Genomic DNA, 21358 nt, shown 5'->3' on the forward strand with positions numbered 1-21358 from the left:
ATAGGCGGTGAAGTCGCGGTCGTGTACGTCCCGTAGGTAGGACAGAGACTCGGCGAACAATCGCCGATCGAAGCCCGGCCTGTCCGCGCGCCGCCCCTCCCTCACTCGCGTAGTCGCCGGGCTCTCCCGAGACGGTGGTAGGTGAAGGCCCAGCGGTCGGTGCCTTCTTTGCGGCGGGTGTAGCGCTCGGGGTGCTGGTAGCGGTCGCGGTTGTGGAACTGGCAGGCCGGGCCCAGCAGCTTCAGGTCGGTCAGGCCGCCGCTGCTCCAGTTGTCGGCGTGGTCGATCTGGCACATGGTCGCGGGCAGGGGGCAGCCGTCGATCCAGCAGGTGGCATACCGGGCGAAGATGGCCCTGCGCTGGGCGGGGGTGGCCAGGCGGACTTTGCGGCCCATGTCGAGGACCTGCCCGTCGGCGTTCATGACGATCCGCACCAACGTGCTGGTGCGGGCGAGGCGGTGCACGCTGGAGACGGGCAGCACCTGCCCGGTCGCCAGCAGCAACCCCGGCACCATCCCCAACGACGCCCCCAACGCTGGTCCTAGTGACGCCCCCAGCGCTCCCGGTATGCCCTGGCCATGCCGGCAGTCCCCCGCAGGCCGAGGCCCGGCGTGGGTGTGATGCGCGGAGGCATCCTCGGGAGGAGGATCCGGCTGCGCCGCCTCCGAAGCCTGTGATGGCGGTGCGTCCGAAGCCGTCGCGCCCGAAGACGCTGTGTCCGAAGACGCTGTGTCCGAAGACGCTGTGTCCGAAGGGGCTGTGTGCGAAGGGGCTGTGTGCGGACGCCCGCCACCGTCGGCAGACCAGGCCGACGCGGGCCGCGTGGCGTAGGTCGCTCCAGACTGGGCCGCAGCACGCTCGCCGTCTCGGTCCTCGGCGGACGCGGTCTCGTCGCCCTCGGCAGAGCTGGTGTTCACGGTCTCGTCGTCCCCGGCATCGTCGACCTCGGCGGAGGCGGTGCTTGCGGTGTCGCGGGGCTCGCACTCGCCGGGCCGCCGCTCACCGGCCTCGCGCTCACCGACTCCGTAGCCGCGAGAGTGCGCATCGCGTCCGGCCGAGCCGTCGCCGGAGCCGGTGGCGTCGTCGGCGGTGTGGTCGGCCTCGGCTTCGCGCACGTCACCGAGGCCGGTCTCTGCGGTAGCGCAGGCGTCGTCGAAGGCTTCCTCGCTCGGGCCATCGGCGCTGCTCGGGCTGTCGGCGCTGGCGACACCGGCGTTCGCGTCTCCATCGACACCGGCATCGCTCCCCGCACCGGCCTCGGCAGGGCCGAGCTCGTCCAGGGCGTCGGAGTGGTCGGTGCCACCCGCAGCGGGACCGCCCATGGCGCCGGAGACGTCGTCGTCAGCCTGACTGGGGTCATCAGCGCTCTCGGCGTCGCTGCCACAGTCGCCGGTGGCAGCAGCCTCGCTCGGGGTCTCGGCGCTTCCGGCGGCGTCGGCGGCGTAGTCGCTGCTGTCGTCGGCCTCACCACGAGCGGAGTCCCTGGCGTCTTCTGTGGCGGGGCCGGTGTTTTCGGGGCCGGTGTTTTCGGGGCCGGTGTTTTCGGGGTCGGTGGGGAGGGATTCGGCGCTGACCACGACGAGGAGTTCGGTGACGATCTGCTGCTCGAGTGCGGCGATGAGGGCGTCCGCTTGGCGCTCTGTCAGCGTGCGGTCATCGCCGTCGGCCTTCTTCTTGGCGTACTCCTGCAACAGGGTCATCAGGCGGGCGCCGGGTTCACGGGGAATGTAGAACTCCCCTTCCACGCCGCCGCCCTTGCCCGGGCGGACCCGCAGGAACCGCCGCCCGTAATCGGCCTGCTCATCGCGTTCTTCGCCGTCGGGGTCGAGCACCGCCCGCAAATGGCGGCCGGCCTTGGCCACTTCGGCCGCCCCGGCTTTGCCCGCCAGCTCCACCAGGATCGGCTCCGCCAACCCGGCCTGCTCATCGGTCAGCCCGGCGACAGCGGCGCAGATGGCCTCCACCACCCCCGCCGCCAACTCACCCACGGCGAACTTCTCCCGCACCACCGGTAGGCGCGGCAGCTCCGCGCCCAGCATGAGCAGGCGTCCCGCACCGCCCACCGTCATCCCGGCGGCGGTACGCAGCCAGGAGCGGGTGGAGGCATGCCCATGCTGCTTGGCCTGACCGGTCGCATGCACCCGGCCTACGCGGTCGGCCAGGGCACACGTGATCCGGTCAAGGGCGAACAGCAACTCCTCCGCCTCAGCAAGGCAGACGTCCACGTCATCGGGAAGCGGCGCCAGCGCCAGCTCCTGCGCCACCTCACGAACACACCCCACCACCACCCACGACGACCGTGCACGGCCGCGACCACGGCCGCCCGCATCGGAGGTACCCGTGTCAGAGCCATCCGCGCCAGCGGCGTCCGCACCATCAGCATTCCCACGGGCGGCATCCGCGCCAGCGCCGTCCACGCCAGCGGCCTTCGCGCCGGTGGCAGCCCAACGCGTGGCATCCGCGCCGTCAGCATCCGCGCCGTCCGTGCTCGTGCGCGGGCTCGCTGGGCTTGCGGCGCCGGGGGCATCCGCGGAGTGCCGGGGCTCGAAGCCGATGATCGGGAAGGGTTCGCGGGCGGATGAACCGTCGGACGACCACAGCGGGGAATTGGCGATCAGACGGTCCCACCACTCACCGTCGCCATCGTTCGAACGACGAAGGCGCTCAGGATCGATGTTGAACAGATCCATCACACCCTCCTCACTTGATTCGAACTGATGTATGCATTCTCTCACGCTAAGTGAGTGAGTGGCAACCGTCCGCAGCGAAGGGTTGGGGCCGCAGGTCAACCCGAAAAGGGCGTGCCGGCCGGGTTGGGCCCGGTGACGAGGTCGGCTTTGGCTTCAGCGAAAGCGCCTCAGACGGGAGCTGAACAGATCGATGTCGTCTGAGGGGTGGGCCCCATCCCGTGGAGCTGGACGGCATGCGCCGGCCCAGGACAAGCCGCCCAGGAGAAGCAACCCAGGACAAGCCGCCCAGGAGAAGCAACCCAGGACAAGCCGCCCCAGGACAAGCCGCCCCAGGACAAGCCGTAGGCAGCGGCGACCTTGCGCCCGACGCGAGTCCGAGATTCGAGGTCGTCCGTTACGCAGCGTGGCGCGGATCGGGGAAGCGTTGTTCCCAACGGGAGCGGACCTGGCGTGCGGGCCGGAGGCCGGGCCAGTGCCGCCGGAGCAGCGCTTTGTTTAGCGGAGGGCGAAGTGCCGGGCCTCGTACCAGGGGGTCGCGCAGTGTGGGAGTCCTACGGGGACGGAGAGTGGCATGGCGGTCGAGATCGTGTACGAGACGCATTCGATCACGGAGGACAACGAGAGGGGCATCGCCACCGGCCGGCTGCCGGGCAGGCTCTCGGAAGCGGGGCGGCGGCTCGCGGCCGAGCTGGGCGAGCGGCGCAGGGACACGGGTCTTTCGGCCGTGTTCGTCTCCGACCTGCACCGGGCGGTGGAGACGGCCCGGATCGCATTCGACGGCACGGCGATCCCCATCCACCAGGACCCACGGCTGCGCGAATGCGACTACGGCCCGCTCAACGGCGGCCCGGTCTCACTGGTGGCCGCCCGGCGGGCCGCGCACATCGACGTGCCCTTCCCAGGGGGCCAGAGCTATCACCAGGTGGTCGAGGCCACGGAGAGCTTCCTGCGTGATCTCGCCGTGGGCTGGGACGGCGCCCGCGTGCTCGTCGTGGCCCACTCGGCCAACAGGTGGGCGCTCGACTGCCTGCTGACCGGCGCGCGCCTGGAAGACCTGGTGGACGCCCCCTTCGCCTGGCAGCCGGGCTGGCACTACACGCTGCCCACCGGCTGGCGCGGGACGATCGGCTCCGCCTCCGGTCGGCTGCCGTGAGGGCGGAGTGAGGCGTAGGGTCCCGATCATGAGACGGATGCTCGTACTCATGGGTGCGGGAGTCGGGGTCCTGGCCGTCGCGGGGGCCGCCGCCCAGGTCGTGGCCTACCCCACCGGGTCGGCCGGGTCGCCCGCCTCCGGCTGCACGGCCGCGGAGGAGACGCTCGCCGCCTCCCTCGGGGCGCTTCCCATCCTGGACGCCCGCCCGGACAGCGTGACGCCGCGCGGCGGACGCGAGATCGGGTGTGATCACGACGACGCGCTCGTCTCCGCCGGGCAGTCCTACGGCCTCCCAGGGGCCACGCGCGGAGGTCCTCTCCTTCTATCGGAAGGCGGGGCTGCGAGAGGGCTGGACGCCGTCCCCCGAAGAGGAGGGCGACGGCACCGTCTGCATGGTCAGGCGGACCGGCGGCCGGGACGTCCACCTGTCGGTGTGGTTCGCCGGCCCGGAGCAGGGGCGGGCCGGCGACGGATATGACGGATATCACGTGAGCGCCACCTCGTCCCTGGACGGTGGCGGGCGCTGCTGACGGCCTCGGTCAGGCGAGCGTGTAGCAGAGCTCCGGGCGGCCGGGGCCGCCGTATCGGGGGACCCGGCGCGCGACGCCGGTGTCGACGAGGTGTTCCAGGTAGCGCCGGGCCGTCACCCGGGACACGCCCACGACCGTGCCCACGGCCTGGGCCGACATGCCGTCGGAGGCGTCCCGCAGCGCGCCCGCCACCGCCTCCAGGGTGTCGGCGGTCATCCCCTTCGGCAGGTGGGGGCGGGCGGTCCCGCGCAGGGTGGACAGCGCCCGGTCCACCTCGCCCTGGCCGCTGACCTCGCCCGGCCCGCTGATCGACGACCGGAACGCCGCGTATCGCTCGAGCTTCTCCTGCAGCAGGGCGAAGGTGAAGGGTTTCAGCAGATACTGCACGACCCCGGCGGAGACGGCCGACCTGACCACCGACAGATCCCGCGCCGAGGTGACGGCGATGACGTCGGAGGGCAGGCCCGCGGCCCGCATGGCCCGGCAGACGTCCAGCCCGTGCATGTCCGGCAGGTAGAGGTCGAGCAGCACCAGATCCACCGGCTCGCGGCGCAGCGCGCGTACGGCCTCGCCGCCCGACCTGGCCACGCCCGCGACGCGGAAGCCGGGCACCCGCTCGACGTACAGGCGGTTGGCCTCGGCGGTGAGCTCCTCGTCCTCCACGATCAGAACCGAGATCACGGCCGCACCTCCGCGCGCACCGGGCCGCCGCCGGGAACGTCCACCGTCGCCTCGCCCGGCCGGTCGGGCCGGCCCGGCAGCGGGAGCCGTACGGTGAACACCGCCCCCTGACCACCGGCGCCCGCCTCGATGTCACCGCCAAGACGCCGGGCCGCCTGCTCCGCCATCGCGAGGCCGAGCCCCCGGCCGTCACCCTTGGTGGACCAGCCGCGCCGGAACACGTCCCGTACGACGCCGGGGTCGATCCCGGGACCGCTGTCGGCGACCCTGATCAGGAACGTGCCGTCCTCGGCGCGCAGGTGGACGCGGACCCGGGCGGGCGGCGTGCCCTGAACGGCGCCCTGAACGGCGCCCTGAACAGCGGCGTCGATCGCGTTGTCGATCAGGTTGCCGACGATGGTCACGAGGTCGCGGGCGTCGAGGGCGACGTCGTCGAGCTCGCTGTCCGGGCTGATCACGAGGTCGACTCCGCGCTCGGCGGCCGCCGCGCTCTTGCCGAGCAGCAGCGCCGCGAGGACGGGTTCGCGGATCGCGCCCACCACGCGGTCAGTGAGCCGCTGGGCCGCCCGCAGCTCCGCGGTGGCGAACTCCACCGCCTCGTCGGCGCGGCCCAGCTCGACGAGCGCGACGACCGTGTGCAGCCGGTTGGCCGCCTCGTGGGCGGCCGAGCGGAGCGACTCGGCGAAGCCGCGTTCGGCGTCGAGCTGCCCGGCGAGGGCCTGCAGCTCGGTGTGGTCGCGGAGCGTGACCACCGTGCCGAGTGAGCGGGCGCCCGACCGCACCACGGCGGCGCTCGCCACCAGCACGCGCTCCCCGGTCAGGTGGATCTCGTCGGACCGGCTCTCCCCGGAGCCGAGCATCTCGGCCAGCGAGGGCGACATGCCCAGGTCGCGCACGTGCCGTCCCTCCGCGTCCATGGGCAGGCCGAGCAGCTCGCGGGCGCCGTCGTTGGCGAGAGTCAGCCGGCCGTCCCGGTCGACGAGCAGCAGCCCCTCGCGCACCGCGTGCAGGATCGCGTTGTGGTACTCGTACATGCGGCTCAGCTCCGCCGGGCCCAGCCCGTGCGTCTGACGGCGCAGGCGGGCGCCCACCAGGTAGGCGCCGGCGATGCCCGCCGCCAGGCCGAGCAGGCCGGTGAGGACGGCCGAGCCGAGCTGCCCGCGCATCTCGGCACTGATCTTCGCCACCGTGATGCCGGCGCTGACCAGCGCCACGACCCGGCCGGTGGCATCCCGCACGGGGGTGACGGCCCGCACGGACGCCCCCAGCGTGCCGGTGTAGGTCTCGGTGAACGTGCGCCCGGCCAGCGCCGGCGCCGTGGTGCCGAGGAAGTGCCCGCCGATCTGCCGGGGGTTGGGGTGCGTGTATCTGCGGCCCTCCGTGTTCATGATCGTGATGAAGTCCAGGCCGGCCTCTTTGCGCACCCGTTCCGCGTACGGCTGGAGCACGGCCGAGGGATCGGGGTCGTCCAGCGCGTCGAGCACGGTGGGCGCGTCGGCCACGCTGATCGCCACCGCCCTGCTCGTCCTCGCGGCCTCGTCGTCGAGCAGCTCGCGGGTACGCAGGAAACCGAGGAAGGTGGCGCCGGCCACGGTGACAGCGACGACCAGGATCTGGAGCACGAGCACCTGCCGGGCCAGACTCCAGCGTTCGAGTCTGGCGGTCATCGTCGTCACGGCCTCAGCGTCCTCGCTCCCGGTGCGGTCCTGCGCGGTCTTGCGCGGATTCACGGGCCGCGGCGGCGCGTGCCGGTGAAAACCGCCGTGAACGAAATGTACGCAATAGTGACCCAGGTCACTACCGGGCGCATAGTCACCGACCAGATCGCATTGTCGCCCGCGTCTGTCGCGGGCCACATGAGGACGAGGAGGGTCGCGTGACGACCACACTGAGCCCGGCACCCCGTGACCGGACCCATTATCTCTACCTGGCGGTGATCGTCGCGGTCCTGCTCGGGATCGTCCTGGGCCTGGTGGCGCCGGACGCCGGGGTGGCGCTGAAGCCGCTGGGCACGGCCTTCGTGGCATTGATCAAGATGATGATCAGCCCGATCATCTTCTGCACGATCGTGCTCGGCGTCGGATCGGTGGCCCAGGCCGCGAAGGTCGGCAAGGTGGGCGGGCTGGCCATCGGCTACTTCCTCGTGATGTCCACGGTGGCGCTGGCCATCGGCCTGCTCGTGGGCAACGTGCTGCACCCCGGCGAGGGGCTTCAGCTGACCGACGAGCTGCGCAAGGCCGCCGAGGAGCAGGCGGCCAAGGGCGGCGAGAGCGACACCACGTCGTTCCTGCTCGGCATCATCCCCGCGACGTTCGTCTCGGCGTTCACCGAGGGCCAGGTGCTCCAGACCCTGCTGGTCGCGCTGCTGACCGGCTTCGCGCTGCAGGCCATGGGGGAGCGGGGGGCGCCCATCCTGCGGGGGCTCGGCCACGTGCAGCGGCTCGTCTTCCGCGTCCTGGCGATGATCATGTGGGCGGCCCCGGTCGGCGCGTTCGGCGCGATGGCCGCAGTGGTCGGCGCGGGCGGTTTCGACGCGCTGCGCAGCCTGGCCCTGCTGATGGGCGGCTTCTACCTGACGTGCCTGCTCTTCGTGGGAGTCGTGCTCGGCGCGGTGCTGTGGCTCGGCGCGCGGATCAACCTGCTGTCGCTGCTGCGCTACCTCGGCCGGGAGTTCCTGCTCATCCTGTCCACGTCCTCCTCCGAGTCGGCGCTGCCGCGCCTGATCGCCAAGATGGAGCACCTGGGGGTGAGCCGCGCCGTCGCCGGCATCACGGTGCCGACCGGCTACTCCTTCAACCTCGACGGCACCGCCATCTATCTGACCATGGCGACGCTGTTCGTCGCGCGGGCGACCGGTTTCCCGCTCTCCGCGGGGGAGCAGATCGGCCTGCTGGTATTCATGATCATCGCGTCCAAGGGGGCGGCGGGTGTCACCGGCGCGGGACTCGCCACGCTGGCGGGAGGCCTGCAGGCGCACCGGCCGGCCCTCGTGGACGGCGTCGGCCTGATCGTGGGCATCGACCGGTTCATGTCGGAGGCCCGGGCGCTGACCAACTTCGCGGGAAACGCGGTCGCCACCGTCCTGATCGGCTCGTGGGTGGGCGACTTCGACCGCTCCCGTGCCGAGGAGGTGCTGGCCGGCCGGATCCCCTTCGACGAGGCGACGTTCGTGGACGACGAGGGCGCGGGCCCGGACCCGGAGGCCGAGCCTGCCGCCGCTACGCCGGTCCACTCCTGACCTCTCCGGCTGACCCCGCCGGCACGCCCCGGGGGCTTCGGCCTGCCGGCGGGACGTCGCTCAGCGGCGGGGCGGCTGGAACTCCGGCTGGTCGAGCACCCGCAGCCAGCTGCCGTCGGGCTGGCGCCGTACGACCTGGGCGCGGGCGCCGGCGCCGTCCTTGGGCGGGGTCGAGGTGAGCGCGATGTCGCCGCTGACCAGCGTCGGAAGGGGCTCCTCCGGCTCGAAGCGGGGGCGGTTCGCCAGCACCTTCTCCCAGAGGGCGCGGATCGCCTCCCGGCCGACCGTCACGCCGCCCGGCGGGTAGGCGAGCACGGCGTTCTCCTCGTAGAGCGCCGCCACGCCTGCGGCGTCCCCGGCGTTGGACCGCTCGACGAACAGGCGGGTGATGTCCTCGGGCCGCATGGCCTTCTCGTGTTCCGGCATCGGTTCCTCCCCGAATCTCGTACGGCCTCCAGCCTGCCGAGGCGCCTGTCAGAAGTCCAACAGATCGTTCTGCTGGTAACTAGAATCAGCGGTTATGGAGCTGCGCCAGCTGGAGTATTTCGTCGCGGTCGCCGAGGAGCGCAACTTCACCCGCGCCGCCGAGCGGGTGCACATCAGCCAGCCGGGCGTCAGCGCCCAGATCAGGCAGCTCGAACGCGAGCTCGGCGCCGAGCTATTCGACCGGTCCGCGCGGAGCGTCACGCTCACCGTCGCGGGGAAGGCGGCGCTCGACCACGCCCGCGCCGCGCTCGCCGCGGCCGGGGCGCTGGGACAGGCGGTGGGCGAGGTGACCGGCCTCATCCGGGGCCGGCTCACCGTCGGAATGGTCGTCGGCTGCACCGTCACGCCGCTGTTCGACGCCCTCGCCGCCTTCCATCAGGCCCATCCGGGGGTCGAGATCTCCCTGCTGGAGGACAACTCCGACCGGCTCGTCGACGGGGTGCGCTCGGGCGCTCTCGACCTGGCCCTCGCCGGCCTCGCCGCCGCCCCGGACGGCCTGGAGACGCTGACGGTCGTCAGTGAGCGGCTCGTCGCCGCCGTCCCTCCGGATCACCCCCTCTCGGGACGGGACGGCGTCACCCTCGGCGACCTCGCCGCGCACCCGATCGTCTGCATGCCGTACGGCACCGGCCTGCGCACCGTGTTCGATCGCGCCTGCGCGGCCCGGGGCCTCCAGCCGGTGATCGCGCTGCAGGCCGGGGCGGCCGACGCGGTCGCCGGCCTCGCAGCCCGCGGGCTCGGCGTCGCCGTCCTCAGCGAGTCGATGGCCGCGGCCTACCGGGACAGGCTCACCGCGCTCACCATCGAGGACGTCGAGACGCCCGCCCTGCTCGCGCTGCTGTGGCGCGGCGGCCAGGGCCCGGCCGTACGCGAGTTCGTGCGGCACGCCCGGCGATCCTTCGCCGTGCCACCGGCGTGAGAATCGCCGGGCTCCGGATTGGACGTATGTGCCTGGGCACTCCTAGAGTCCCTTTCATGACGTCTGGTGATCTCCAGTTCCGGAGGGCCGAGAAGAGCGACGCGGACGAGATCTTCGCGCTCGCCCGCGAGTTTGCGGTGACGTTCCGGCCCGAGCGGGCGCCGTTCGACGCCGCGCTGCCGCAACTCCTGGAGAACGAGGACGCCTTCCTGATCGTCGCCACCGTCGACGGGACCGTACGCGGCTACCTGCTGGGCTTCACCCACCTCACGCTGTTCGCCAACGGCAGGGTCGCGTGGGTGGAGGAGGCGATGATCGAGAGCGGTTATCGCCGTCTCGGCATCGGGCGGCGGCTCCTTGAGGAGTTCGAGACGTGGGCGCGCTCACGGCAGGCCGGATACGTCGCGCTGGCGACCCGGCGGGCCGCCGAGTTCTACGGCGCACTCGGCTACGAGGTGTCGGCCACCTACTACCGCAAGATGCTCAGACCGAAGACGTGAGCTGGGCGTCCAGCCGGTAGCCGTCCACGGTCACGTACACCGAGTCGCCGGGCCGCGCGTTCAGCCGCATCAGGACCGGCTGGAGCGAGTCGAACACCGGCTGCCGGTCGCGCCACACCAGCACGACGGCGTTGTCCCCCGGGCCGGTGACCGACAGCAGCGTCCCCGGGCGCATGCCGAGCTGGGCGGCGTACCCCTCGGGGACCGCCACCGGCTCGCCCCGCAGGTGGCCGCTGGTGACGTCGATCCGCTGCCAGCGGCGCGGGTCGGAGGCCGGGCTGGAGGTCGGACGGGGGTTCGGCACCAGATGGGGCCGCGGCACGCCCCCGTTGAGATTGCCGCCCAGGGTTCCGTTCTGGTTCCCGTTCTGGTGCCCGTTCATGTTGCCGTTGAGGTTGCCGTTCGTGAGCGCGTTGAGCGCGGCGAGCGCGGTGGCGGCGTCGGGCCCGTTGTTGGCCTGCGAGGGGATCGGGACCCCGCCGCGGCCGTGGTGGTGCCCGTTCGCGCCCGGCGTACGGCGGGGCAGCGGCGCGGGCTGCGCGGACTGGTCGGGGCCGCGCCGGGTGGGCAGGGGGCCGGGCTCGGCCGGGGAGCTCGCCTGCGGCATGGAGTCGAGCCACGCCTTGGCGGAGTGGGCGCGGATGCCGAGCTGGCCGAGCAGTTCCACGACGTCGGCGTCCGCCGGCTTGTTCGCCAGGAGCTGGCGGGTCTTCTCCCGCAGTCCCGCCAGGTCGCCGACCACGAGCCAGCCGTCCTGGAGACGGCGGTCGGGCATCAGCGTCACCAGCACCCGCCACAGCGGCGTGCCGAGGGCCGGGACCTCGATGGGATGGGACGGGTCGGCCGCGATGAGCTGCTCCTGGGTGGCCGCCGCGCCCAGCCATTCGGTGAGCCCGAACAGGTGGCCGGTGAGCGGCGCCGAGTCGGGGGAGCGCAGCCACAGCAGCACCCGCTCCTCGGCCGCGCGCTGGGCCTGGGAGAGCAGCTCACGGTCCACGTTGAGGTTGTGCGCCAGCGTGCGCAGGCTCACCGGCTCGGCGGCGAACAGCCGCTCGGCCGCGACGGCCCTGGCGAGCGGGTCCCAGCCGCGGAACAGGCCCTCGATGACCGCGACCATCGGGTGCGCGCTGAGGTCGGCGGGCTGCCGCTCCCGCGACGCCTCGGGGGCGGGCGGCGCGGCGGACTGAGCGGCGGGCTGGGCGGGGGGCTGCGCGGAGGGCTGAACAGGGGCGGCCGGGGGCTGCGGGAGCGCGGCTCCGGGCTGCCGGGCGAAGGGCTGGGTGGCGGGCCTGACCGGCCCTGCCCCCGGCGCCGGCATCGAAGGCGAGGGCGCGGCGGGGGCGGCGGGCGGCGGCGTGCCCTGTCCCGGCCGGACGGGCGCCTGCCCCTGCGGTACCTGCCCCTGCTGCGGGGGCGTCTGGGCGGGTGCCTGAGCCGGTGCCTGCGCGGCCTGCCCGGGCGCCGGCGGGGCGAACGGCTGCGAGGTGGTCCCCGGGGCGGCGACCTGGGGGAACGCCTGAGAGGAGGTCCCCGGCGCGGCCTGCGGGAAGGGCTGGGAGGCGGTCCCGGGTGCGGCCTGCGGGAAGGGCACGGAGGCGGGGCCGGCAGGCGCCTGCGTCTGGCCCTGAGCCTGTGCCGGGGTCTGTGCCTGTGCCTGTGCCTGTGCCTGTGCTTGGGCCTGGGGCGCGGCCTCGCTTCCGGCGAGGGCCTCCGCGGACCGCCCGGACGCCAGCTCGCTCTCCAGACGTCCGAACACCTCCCGGAACACCGTGGTCAGGAGGACCTCGGGCGAGGCGGGGGCGGCCGGGGCCTGGAGGTCGCACGGCGTCAGGCGGCGCAGCCGATACCAGCCGCCGAGATGGTTGACCACCGTGCGTACGGGATCGGGCCAGCCGGGCATGGCCGGGTCCATGGTGTGCACCTGGAGCGCCGGAAGCAGGTCGGTGAGGGGCAGGTGGTCCCAGCGCCCGACCGCCAGGCGGGCGAGCCGCTCGCAGAGCCAGTCGACGCCGGTCGCCCGCATCGCGCGGCCGATTCCGACGGATGCCCACCAGCCGCCGGGCAGGCGCGGGTCGGCCAGCAGCTCGGCCACCTGCTGAGGACGGCTCCAGCGCAGGGCCGGGACCAGGTCGCTCAGGCAGATCGTTGACTCGGCGTCCATCGGTATGACCGCACCCTCCCGAGAGTGACGCATGTTGCTAATGGTGCAGCTTACGCCGCAAACCAGCAATTGGTGTCAATAGGGTAAAGTTCCCAGGATCCGGCCGGGCACCGACCTGCGCGACCGCCGCAGCGCCCGCCTCACACCCCTTGTGCAGGGCTTCCTCGGGCGTGCTCCCGGCCATGAAGGCGACCAGGAACCCCGCGGCGAACGCGTCTCCCGCGCCCGTCGAGTCGACGACCTCCGCCGTGGGCGCGGCCGCTCTGGCGACTATACGGCCATCGCGGGCCAGCAGGGCACCACCGGCCCCCAGCTTGACCACCGCCGTCCCGTAGTGGGCGCTGAGCGTGCCGGCGGCCGTCTCGGGATCCGCGGCGTCCGCGAGCAGCAGCGCCTCCTCCAGGTTGGGGATCACGATTTTCGCCGGGGCGCTCTCGCGGAGGAACCGCTCGGGCCCGAAGGCGCGCAGCGGCCCGCTGGAGGCCGGATCGACGCTGACGGTGATCCCGCGCCCGGCGGCCTCGCGCATGGCGAGCCGTACGAGCTCCAGGCCCGGCTCGGCGAACATCGTGTACGCCGACACGTGCAGGTGCCCGACCCCGTCGAGCAGGTCGGGCGTCCAGTCGCCGACCCCGATGTGGCCGCTCGCCCCGCGGTTGGTGAGCATGGACCGCTCCCCGGTGGAGTCGACCATCGCGATCACGACGGCCGAGGGCCGTTCCGGGTCGATCCGCAGGTGTGGCCGGACCCCGGCCTTGGTGAGCTGGGCCGCGTGCCACTCGCCGGTGTCATACCCGGCCCGCGCGAGCAGGCGGGTGTCCGCGCCGAGCCGGGCGGCCCAGGAGGCGGTGTTCGCCCCCGAGCCGCCCGGGCGCAGCGCGATGTCGGCCGGCGTGTCGGTGCCGGTGGCCGCCGGGCCGTCGTGCAGCGCGACGACGTCGGTGACCACGTCGCCGATCACCAGCAGACCGCTCACCCGGCCGCCCAGGCGGCCGCGATCTCCCCGGCCAGGCGGGTGTTGCCGCGTACGGCCGCGAGGTTGGCCTCCAGCGACGCGCCGCCCGTGCCTTCGACCAGGTATTCCAGCAGGAACGGCGTGATGGCCTGCCCGGTGACCCCGCGCTCCTCGGCGGCGCGCAGGCCCTCCGCGAGCACCCGGTCGTGCAGGCCGGGGTCGAGCTGGAGATCGACCGGCACCGGGTTCGCCACGATCAGCGCCGTGTCGAGCCCGCCGAGCGCGTCCTGGGCCCGCATGACGCCGGCGGCCTCCTGCGGCGTCTCGATGCGCCAGTCCACCGGCTCACCGGAGGTGTGCAGGTAGAAGCCGGGGAACTCGTCCGTGCGGTAGCCCACGACGGTGACCTGCTTGGTCTCCAGCCGCTGGAGCGTCGCGGGCACGTCGAGGATCGACTTCACCCCGGCGCACACGACGGTGATCCTCGTGCGGCTGAGCGTGTCGATGTCGGCCGACTCGTCCTGCACCGTGGTCCAGCCGCGGTGGACGCCGCCGAGGCCCCCGGTGGCGAACACCCGCACGCCCGCGCGGGCGGCCAGGAACGAGGTGCCCGAGACGGTCGTGGCGCCGCTCAGCCCGAGCGCGGCCGCCGGGGCGAGATCGCGGAAGCCGAGCTTGCGCAGGCCCGGCTCGGTCGCGATCCGCTCCAGCCCGTCCTTGTCCAGGCCCACCCGGGCGACGCCGTCCAGCACCGCCACCGTCGCGGGCACGGCTCCCGCCTGCCGGACGATGTCCTCCAGTTCGAGGGCGACCTGAAGGTTGCGGGGCTGGGGAAGCCCGTGGGAGATGATGGTGGACTCCAGGGCGACCACCGGACGGCCGGTGGCCAGCGCCTCGGCGACCTCATCGGAAACGCGCATGTCTCTCCTGTGTTTCCCGCTGTGTTTCCCGCTTGGGGTTCTTTCGTTGGCGGAAGATTGTCCGCTTCGGCATATTCTGCCCGGGTATTGAGGGGGAACTTGCGATAAGTTGCGGGCGTCCGCCCAGCCTCACCGGTCGCCAGCCCCCGTCAGCCTCTCCGAGACCTTCCCACGCCCGCCGTCACGACCTTCATGCGGCCCCACCCCGCACACACCTGAGACACCGAGCCACGTACGACCCGGGAGAACGCCTTCATGCCACGCTCGCACTACGACGTCGTCATCGCCGGCGCCGGGCACAACGGCCTCGTCGCCGCTGCCTACCTCGCCCGCGCAGGGCGCAGCGTGCTGGTCCTGGAACGCCTCGGCCACGTGGGCGGACTCGCCGTGTCGGCCCGCGCCTTCCCCGGCGTGGACGCGCGGCTGTCGCGCTACTCCTACCTGGTCAGCCTGCTGCCCACGAAGATCGTGAAGGATCTCGGGCTCCGTCTCGACCTGCGCAGCCGCCGCTTCGCCTCCTACACCCCGGCCGGCGTCACCGGTCTGCTCGTGGACAACGAGGACGCCGCGCGCACCGCCGCCTCCTTCGAGGCGGTGACCGGGGGACGGCACGACCTGGCGGCCTGGGAGCGGTTCTACGGGATGACCGCCCACGTCGCCCGGCGGGTCGCGCCGACGCTGCTCGAACCGCTGCGCGGCCGTACGGCCCTGCGGGAGGTCGTGGGGGACGACGAGGCGTGGCGCGACCTGTTCGAACGGCCCGTCGGCGAGGTGGTGGACGAGCGGTTCGCCGACGACACCGTGCGCGGGGTCGTCCTCACCGACTCCCTGATCGGCACCTTCGCCGACCCGGCCACCGACCTGCTGGCCAACCGGTGCTTCCTCTACCACGTCATCGGCGACGGCACGGGCGACTGGAACGTCCCGGTCGGCGGCATGGGCGCGGTGACCGCCGAGCTCGCCGAGGTCGCGCGGCGGCACGGCGCCGAGATCCGCACCGGCGCCGAGGTGCTGGCCGTCGACCCCGACACGGGAGAAGTCACGTTCGACGACGGCGCGCAGCACGCGGTGACCGCGGGGAAGGTGCTGGCCAACCTGCCGCCCGCCGTGCTCGCCCGCCTGCTCGGGGAGACGCCCGAGCAGCCCGAAGGCGCCCAGCTCAAAATCAACATGGTGCTGTCGCGGCTGCCCCGGCTGCGCGACCCCGCCGTGGACCCCACGGAGGCGTTCAGCGGCACCTTCCACATCAACGAGACCCGCGACCAGCTCGCCGCGGCGTACGCGCAGGCCGCCGCGGGGAAGGTGCCGGACCTGCCGCCCGCCGAGGTCTACTGCCACTCGCTCACCGACCCCTCGATCCTCGGCCCCGAGCTGCGGGAGGCGGGGGCGCACACGATGACGCTGTTCGGCCTGCACATGCCGGCGCGCCTGTTCGCCGACCCGGCGGCCAAGAAAGAGGCGCTGGCCCGCACGCTCGCCTCGATCGACTCCGTGCTCGCCGAGCCCATCGAGGACTGCCTGCTGCGCACGCCCTCGGGCGAGCCCTGCCTGGAGGTCAAGACGCCGCTCGACCTGGAGCGCGACGCGGGTCTGCCCGGCGGCCACATCTTCCACCGCGACCTGTCCTGGCCGTACGCCGAGGAGGGCGGCCACGGGGACCGGCCCGCTCAGTGGGGCGTCGAGACGGCGCACGAGCGGGTGCTGCTGTGCGGCGCGGGCGCCCGGCGCGGCGGCGGCGTCAGCGGCATCCCCGGCCACAACGCCGCGATGGCCGTTCTAACGGAACCTTCATGACGCTCGGGTAGCTTGTGCCGGTGCGTGAGGAATCGGCGAAACTGCTGGTAGTGGACGACGAGCCCGCCCTCAGGGAGGCGTTGCGCAGCAGCCTGGAGTTCGAGGGCTACGCGGTCGAGACCGCCGCCGACGGGCTCACCGCGCTCGACCTCCTCGGCCGCGCCGGACAGACCGGGAGGACGTACGACGCGGTGCTCCTCGACGTCATGATGCCCCGGCTCGACGGGCTGACGGCCTGCCGGCGGTTGCGCGCCGCGGGCAACCTGCTGCCGGTCCTCATGCTGACCGCCCGCGACGCCGTCGGCGACCGCGTCTCCGGCCTGGACGCCGGGGCGGACGACTACCTCGTCAAGCCGTTCGAGCTCGACGAGCTGCTCGCCCGGGTGCGGGCGCTGCTGCGGCGCGGCGGGCAGTACGTGCGGAACGAGAGCGGCGGCGACGTCCTCGCCTGCGGCGACCTGCGCATGGACACCGTGAGCTGGGAGGTCACCCGGGCCGGCCGCAGGCTCGACCTCACCCGCACCGAGCACCTGCTGCTCGAACTGTTCCTCGCCCACCCCCGCCAGGTGCTCACGCGCGAGCAGATCCTGCGGGAGGTGTGGGGCTTCGACTTCGAGCCGTCGTCGAACTCGCTGGACGTGTACGTGATGTACCTGCGGCGCAAGACCGAGGCGGGCGGGCTGCCCCGCGTGATCCACACCGTGCGCGGCGTGGGCTACGTGCTCCGGCCGTCGCCGTGAGACGGCGTTCGCTCCGGTCGCGGCTCACGCTGCTGATCGCGGCCGGAGTCGCCCTGGCCGTCGCGGTGGCGGCGGCCGTGTGCTGGCTGCTCGTCCGCGGCGAGATACGCGGCCAGATCGTCGGCTCGATCACGCACCTCAGGCCACCGGCACAACAGGTCGCGTTCGCGCTGCGGGACTGCGCCGGTCAGGGGCGCAAGGAGGGCCGCCCCCGGCCCGACTGGGACCCCTCAGGGCGTAGCTGGCAGGTCGTGCTGCCGGACGGCTCGGTGTGCGTCGCGTCCGGATCGGCCCAGGTGACGCCGACGGCGCAGGAGCGGATGATGGCCGTCTCCGGCGGTGCGGCCGTGCTGCGCGACGCGGTCGCCACCGACGGCACCTCCGTGCTCGTCTACACCTTCAGATATGAGCCGCGTCCCGGCCTCCCGCCGGGTGACGTCGCCCAGTTCGCGGAGCCGTCCCTGCCACAGGGCCCGGTTACGGTGAGCGTGTTCCGCTCCACCGCCGAGATGGACCAGACGCTCCGCATCCTCGCCCTCGTCTTCGGCTCGGTCAGCGTGCTCGGCGTGCTCGGCGCCGCCGTGGCCGGTCTCTGGCTGGCCCGTACGGCGCTGCGCCCGGTGGAGCGGCTGACCCGCGCGGTCGAGCACGTCGCCAGGACCGAGGACCTCAGCGTGACGATCCCGGTGGAGGGGGAGGACGAGATCGCCCGCCTCAGCCGGTCGTTCAACACGATGACCGCCGCCCTGTCCAGCTCACAGGAGCGCCAGCGGCGGCTCGTGGCCGACGCGGGACACGAGCTGCGCACCCCGCTGACGAGCCTGCGCACCAACATCGACCTGCTGCTGCGCAGCGAGAACACCGGCCGCGCCATCGAGCCCTCGGCCAAGCGGCGCCTGCTGGCGAACGTCAAGGAGCAGTTCGAGGAGATGTCGAGCCTCATCGGCGACCTTCTTGAGCTGTCGCGCAAGGCGGAGAGCGGCGAGCTGTCGTCCGACATCGACCTGCACGAGGTGGTGGCCTCGGCGGTCGAGCGGGCCAGGCGGCGCGGTCCCGGGCTGCGCTTCGAGGTCGACCTGGAGCCGTGGCAGGTGCACGGGGACGCCCGGGGCCTGCAGCGGGCCGCGGTGAACGTGCTCGACAACGCCGTGAAGTTCAGCCCGCCCGGGGGCCTGGTGACCGTGCGGCTCAAGGGCGGCGTGCTGACCGTGCGCGACGAGGGCCCCGGCATCCCCGAGGACGAGCTGCCGCACGTCTTCGAGCGGTTCTGGCGCTCGCCGTCGGCGCGCAGCCTGCCCGGCTCCGGCCTCGGCCTGTCGATCGTGGCGCAGGCCGTACGGGACGCCGGGGGCCGGGTCGCGATCGAGAACGCCCCCGGCGGCGGCACCCTCGCCACCGTCGAGCTCCCCGGCAACTCTGGTTGAGACTCCTTCTACCGAGGAGGAGACAACGATCCCGAGCAGGTCATCGCCCTTCGACGTACGCCCGATTACCGGCGGTAACCTCCTGGCCATGACAGCGATCGACCGCGGAGCGCTCCTGGAGCTCGTCCGCGCCCGCCCCCTGCTCGCGGCAGAGCTTCTCGGGGCCGCCCTCGCCGTCGGCGAGGAAGAACCGATCGACGGGGAAGCGCTCCGGCGACGGTTCACCGGGACGGACCTCACGAGCACGGACGAGCCGGCTCTCGCCAGCCGATACCGGGAGGTCTTGGCCGAGGCGCGCCGGTCCCGCGCGCAGCTGAGCTGCGTGATATTCGAGCCGTTGATCGCGTTTCTGCTCGCCCGCATCGACGAGGAGCTGGACCAGGTGTACGCCGCTGCGGACGCGGGTGAGCCGGGCTGGCACAAGGCGGAGCAGGACCTGGACGCGAAACGGCACCGCGTGCGCTTCCTGGAGTCCGTGCTCGTCCAAGGCCTCTACCTGACGGTCGAGGAGCACCTCCAGGCGGAGCACCTGCTGAAGCTGGAGGCCGCCGCGTACGACTGGCACACCGACTACCAGGACGCCTGGCGCCCCTGAATCGGTACAGGGCCCCAGCATCTGGCCGCACAGCGGCGACGTCGCCGAGTTCGTGCTCGACCAGGGGCACGTCACCGTGTCCGTGGAGAAGCTAACCCTCTTGGCCGAGCCCCGTGTGAACGTCCACTGTCTCTCCGCCGACACCCGCGTCGCCGATGAGACTGCCGAACTCGACCTCGTCACCGCCGATACCCTCGCCCGAATCCTCGGACACCACCCACTAGGGCAGGCACTCACCGAAGCGGTGACCCTTCTCGGCGGCGTCGAGACGGTGGACATAAGCGGGCCGCTCCCGACGCCGTTCCTCATCCGTGTCCCGTTCGACCGCGCCACCGCGGACGACGACCTCGGCTGGGCCAAGGACGCGACCGAGCAGTGGCTGGCGGCCGCGAGGAACGTTGGCCTCAAGGTCGATATCGCCTCGTACGAGGTGCCCGAACCGGACACGCACGCCGCGGTCGTCCTGGTGGACGGCGCGCACTACGTGCTGTCCACCATCGACGGCGAGATCCGCGCGCTGGAAATGGAGATGGACTGGCGGCAGCGGAACGGCGAACTGGCGCAGGTCCTCATGGACCTCGACCGGTGCGAGCACGGGCGGCACGCCGCCGACTCGTGCACGCACTGCCCGGATGGCCAGTCCACGGGGAACCTGCTGCTGCCGCCGGGCACGGTCATCGGGACCGGGCGGCGCAGCACGAAGATCGTGGTGCCGTCACCGGACCGGCGACGCGACCCGACCGCATGGCGGACACTATAAGATCAGCAACTCGATGGATATGGGGTCCACGAGACCCCAATCCGGTGGCGACTAGTAATCGAAGTCGCAGTGCACGACAAGGCCAGCCAGTTCAGTGGCATGCTTGACGGGGTGCCCGTAGTCTCGGCCGAAAATCCAACGACCTATCCGTGAGCTGGGCTTACTCGGACTGATCGGGAGCGCTCGCGGGCCTTTAGGGCCTGCGGGTGAGTTGGATCCTGCGTCTCATGGTGTCTACTTGGGCGATCTTTACGGTGAGCACGTCACCGACCTGGATGTGGATGCCTGCGAGTTCAGATCTGTGAAGGAGTCCCTCGAAGCCGTCGCTCCTGTCTTCGACGCGGACGAAGGCGCCGAAGGGGACGATCTTGGTGGCGGGTCCGGTGACGGTCTGGCCGATGCGCTGCTGGAGTTGGATCAGCGGGTCGTCCTGGAGGGCTTTGAGGGAGAGCGGTACGCGTCGGCGCTCGACGTCGACGTCAAGGATCTCGGCGGTGACTTCCTGGCCGACGGTGACGACGTCGGAGGGGTGGTTGATGGGCCGCCATGAGAGTTCGGGAATGTTGATCATTGCGGTGAACTCGCCGATGTCCACGCAAGTCACGCCGAAGCCAGCGATCTCGATGACGGTTCCCGTGACGAGCTGGCCACGGCGAAGGGCTCGTAGGAAGACCAGATCCGGATCGCCATGCGCTTGTTCGGTCATCACGGGCGGCCCGGCCGCGTCCTCTGCCGGGTTGGGCTTGGCAGCTGCAGAGTCGTCCAGCGCTTCGAGTGCTGCAGCGTAGTAGCGGCGGCGCTCGGCGATGAGCTGCTCGACTTGCTCGTCGGTGACGTCGGACAGCTTGCGGAGGTCTTCGAGGAGGAGGTCTCGGTGGGGGTGGTCGCTGTCGGTGGCGTGTCGCCGGGTGCGTTCGACGCCGGCGCTGTACAGGAGTTGGTGGGGCATGATGCCCCAGGTGTCGAAGCTCCGGTAGACCGCTTCCCACAGGAGCCAGACGTCCTGGACCTGGCGGTGTTCGGCGACCAGGATCGCGGCGAGCTCGATGCCATGCCGAAAACCCCATGAGTGCCCGTGTGAGTGCGTCTCCTGCACGAGCAGGAATCGCGCGAAGTCGATGTCAACGGGCCCTGGGCGGCGGATCAGGTCTTCGAGGACCTGCTGCCGATCTGTCCAGGTGGCGTCGACGGGTCGGCCGTATTCGTCGGCACCGCCCTCGAACGCGAGCAACGGCCAGAGCTCGGGATCTTCGAGCCACCAGTGGGAATCGGGGAGGGGGGCGTCGTCGGGGCCGGTCATGTTGTCGCTCCCGTGGTCTCCTGATCGGCGGTGAGGTAGCGGTGCAGTGAGGTTTTGGGCATGCCGGTCTTGGTGGCGATGACGCCCAGGGAGTCGCCTGGGTTTTGAGGAGCCGAGCATATTCGATCTTGTCTGCGGGATGGGCGATGGGACGGCCGATGTGCCGGTCGTGGGCTTCAGCGACGGCGCGGGCATGGCCCTACCGATATTGATCAACTAGCGATAAGCTCACTTATCGATAGTTGATCAACTGCAGGGGGGCGGGCGGGATGGAGCGCCAGATCGACGGGGTAGTGCTGCACGGGAAGATGGTTCCCGTCGGAGACGATCTCCCCGTTCCCGGCACTCCCCTCGAGTACCTCACCGCCGAGGCGGCCGCGCTGATCTACGACGGCGTCGCGGAGAACACCCGCACCGCCTACCGGCGCGCCTGGACACAGTTCGAGTCCTGGTGCGAGCAGTACGGCTTCACTCCGATGCCGTGCGGTGAGCTGACCCTGGCGAACTATGTC

At 72.1% G+C, this 21358-nt stretch carries 18 protein-coding genes and 1 pseudogene; 11 read left to right on the forward strand and 8 right to left on the reverse strand.

The genetic code is table 11. The features are described from left to right. Nucleotides 1-101: 101 nt before the first annotated feature. Nucleotides 102-2690 carry a DUF222 domain-containing protein gene (locus FLX08_RS24925; RefSeq protein ID WP_142621887.1) on the reverse strand — a complete coding sequence of 863 codons (2589 nt, stop codon included), beginning with the start codon at nt 2688-2690 and terminating at the stop codon, nt 102-104. Between the two features lie 571 nt (nt 2691-3261). On the opposite strand from FLX08_RS24925, the gene FLX08_RS24930 reads away from it, so the two are divergent. Then, a complete protein-coding gene (locus FLX08_RS24930) occupies nt 3262-3843 on the forward strand; it encodes a histidine phosphatase family protein (protein WP_142621889.1) in 582 nt (193 codons plus the stop codon). 245 nt (nt 3844-4088) lie between these two features. Further along, complete coding sequence (locus FLX08_RS24935) at nt 4089-4373, forward strand: hypothetical protein (RefSeq protein WP_142621891.1); 285 nt, start codon at nt 4089-4091, stop codon at nt 4371-4373. 9 nt (nt 4374-4382) lie between these two features. Here the strand turns inward: FLX08_RS24935 and FLX08_RS24940 are convergent, their stop codons facing one another. Together FLX08_RS24940 and FLX08_RS24945 are read right to left on the reverse strand one after the other, a co-directional pair. Continuing rightward, nucleotides 4383-5054, reverse strand: a complete 672-nt coding sequence (locus tag FLX08_RS24940) for a response regulator (protein WP_142621893.1) — start codon at nt 5052-5054, stop codon at nt 4383-4385. Further along, nucleotides 5051-6721, reverse strand: coding sequence for an ATP-binding protein (locus FLX08_RS24945; protein ID WP_142621941.1), 1671 nt, complete (start codon nt 6719-6721; stop codon nt 5051-5053). Before FLX08_RS24945 ends, FLX08_RS24940 begins: the two co-directional genes overlap by 4 nt. A gap of 209 nt (nt 6722-6930) precedes the next feature. Here FLX08_RS24945 and FLX08_RS24950 point away from each other — a divergent pair, with 209 nt between their 5' ends. Next, nucleotides 6931-8292, forward strand: a complete 1362-nt coding sequence (locus tag FLX08_RS24950; protein ID WP_142621895.1) for a cation:dicarboxylate symporter family transporter — start codon at nt 6931-6933, stop codon at nt 8290-8292. A gap of 60 nt (nt 8293-8352) precedes the next feature. Here the strand turns inward: FLX08_RS24950 and FLX08_RS24955 are convergent, their stop codons facing one another. Continuing rightward, on the reverse strand, nt 8353-8718 hold the full coding sequence (locus tag FLX08_RS24955; RefSeq protein ID WP_142621897.1) for a YybH family protein: 366 nt from the start codon (nt 8716-8718) through the stop codon (nt 8353-8355). Between the two features lie 94 nt (nt 8719-8812). Here FLX08_RS24955 and FLX08_RS24960 point away from each other — a divergent pair, with 94 nt between their 5' ends. After that, nucleotides 8813-9697: a LysR family transcriptional regulator gene (locus tag FLX08_RS24960; protein WP_142621899.1), complete on the forward strand. Its 885-nt coding sequence runs from the start codon at nt 8813-8815 to the stop codon at nt 9695-9697. Between the two features lie 56 nt (nt 9698-9753). Then, nucleotides 9754-10197: a GNAT family N-acetyltransferase gene (locus FLX08_RS24965; protein WP_142621901.1), complete on the forward strand. Its 444-nt coding sequence runs from the start codon at nt 9754-9756 to the stop codon at nt 10195-10197. Here FLX08_RS24965 and FLX08_RS40815 read toward each other — a convergent pair. The 3 genes from FLX08_RS40815 to FLX08_RS24985 are packed head-to-tail and all read right to left on the reverse strand — an operon-like array spanning nt 10181 to nt 14233. Beyond that, nucleotides 10181-12358 (reverse strand): hypothetical protein, encoded by a 2178-nt coding sequence (locus tag FLX08_RS40815; RefSeq protein ID WP_167530560.1) that lies wholly within the window; start codon nt 12356-12358, stop codon nt 10181-10183. The genes FLX08_RS24965 and FLX08_RS40815 overlap by 17 nt on opposite strands. A gap of 37 nt (nt 12359-12395) precedes the next feature. Further along, nucleotides 12396-13334 (reverse strand): carbohydrate kinase family protein, encoded by a 939-nt coding sequence (locus tag FLX08_RS24980; protein ID WP_142621905.1) that lies wholly within the window; start codon nt 13332-13334, stop codon nt 12396-12398. Continuing rightward, on the reverse strand, nt 13331-14233 hold the full coding sequence (locus FLX08_RS24985; protein WP_142621907.1) for a pseudouridine-5'-phosphate glycosidase: 903 nt from the start codon (nt 14231-14233) through the stop codon (nt 13331-13333). Before FLX08_RS24985 ends, FLX08_RS24980 begins: the two co-directional genes overlap by 4 nt. Before the next feature lie 255 nt (nt 14234-14488). On the opposite strand from FLX08_RS24985, the gene FLX08_RS24990 reads away from it, so the two are divergent. From FLX08_RS24990 to FLX08_RS25010, 5 genes are all read left to right on the forward strand, one after another. Further along, the gene (locus tag FLX08_RS24990) at nt 14489-16027 is read left to right on the forward strand and encodes a phytoene desaturase family protein (protein ID WP_142621909.1); all 1539 of its coding nucleotides are present in this window, start codon (nt 14489-14491) and stop codon (nt 16025-16027) included. 20 nt (nt 16028-16047) lie between these two features. Next, nucleotides 16048-16767 (forward strand): response regulator transcription factor, encoded by a 720-nt coding sequence (locus FLX08_RS24995; RefSeq protein ID WP_167530561.1) that lies wholly within the window; start codon nt 16048-16050, stop codon nt 16765-16767. Next, nucleotides 16764-18191 carry a sensor histidine kinase gene (locus FLX08_RS25000; protein WP_142621919.1) on the forward strand — a complete coding sequence of 476 codons (1428 nt, stop codon included), beginning with the start codon at nt 16764-16766 and terminating at the stop codon, nt 18189-18191. Before FLX08_RS24995 ends, FLX08_RS25000 begins: the two co-directional genes overlap by 4 nt. A gap of 88 nt (nt 18192-18279) precedes the next feature. After that, nucleotides 18280-18786, forward strand: a complete 507-nt coding sequence (locus FLX08_RS25005) for a hypothetical protein (RefSeq protein WP_142621921.1) — start codon at nt 18280-18282, stop codon at nt 18784-18786. Nucleotides 18787-18862: 76 nt separating this feature from the next. After that, entirely contained in the window at nt 18863-19546 is a 684-nt protein-coding gene (locus tag FLX08_RS25010) for a hypothetical protein (protein WP_142621923.1), read from the forward strand. 193 nt (nt 19547-19739) lie between these two features. Here the strand turns inward: FLX08_RS25010 and FLX08_RS25015 are convergent, their stop codons facing one another. After that, nucleotides 19740-20846, reverse strand: coding sequence for a S1 RNA-binding domain-containing protein (locus FLX08_RS25015; protein ID WP_142621925.1), 1107 nt, complete (start codon nt 20844-20846; stop codon nt 19740-19742). 269 nt (nt 20847-21115) lie between these two features. Here FLX08_RS25015 and FLX08_RS25025 point away from each other — a divergent pair. After that, nucleotides 21116-21358 (forward strand): annotated as a pseudogene (locus FLX08_RS25025) (hypothetical protein); the annotation flags it as partial.

Source organism: Microbispora hainanensis, from assembly GCF_006874475.1.
GTDB lineage: Bacteria > Actinomycetota > Actinomycetes > Streptosporangiales > Streptosporangiaceae > Microbispora > Microbispora hainanensis.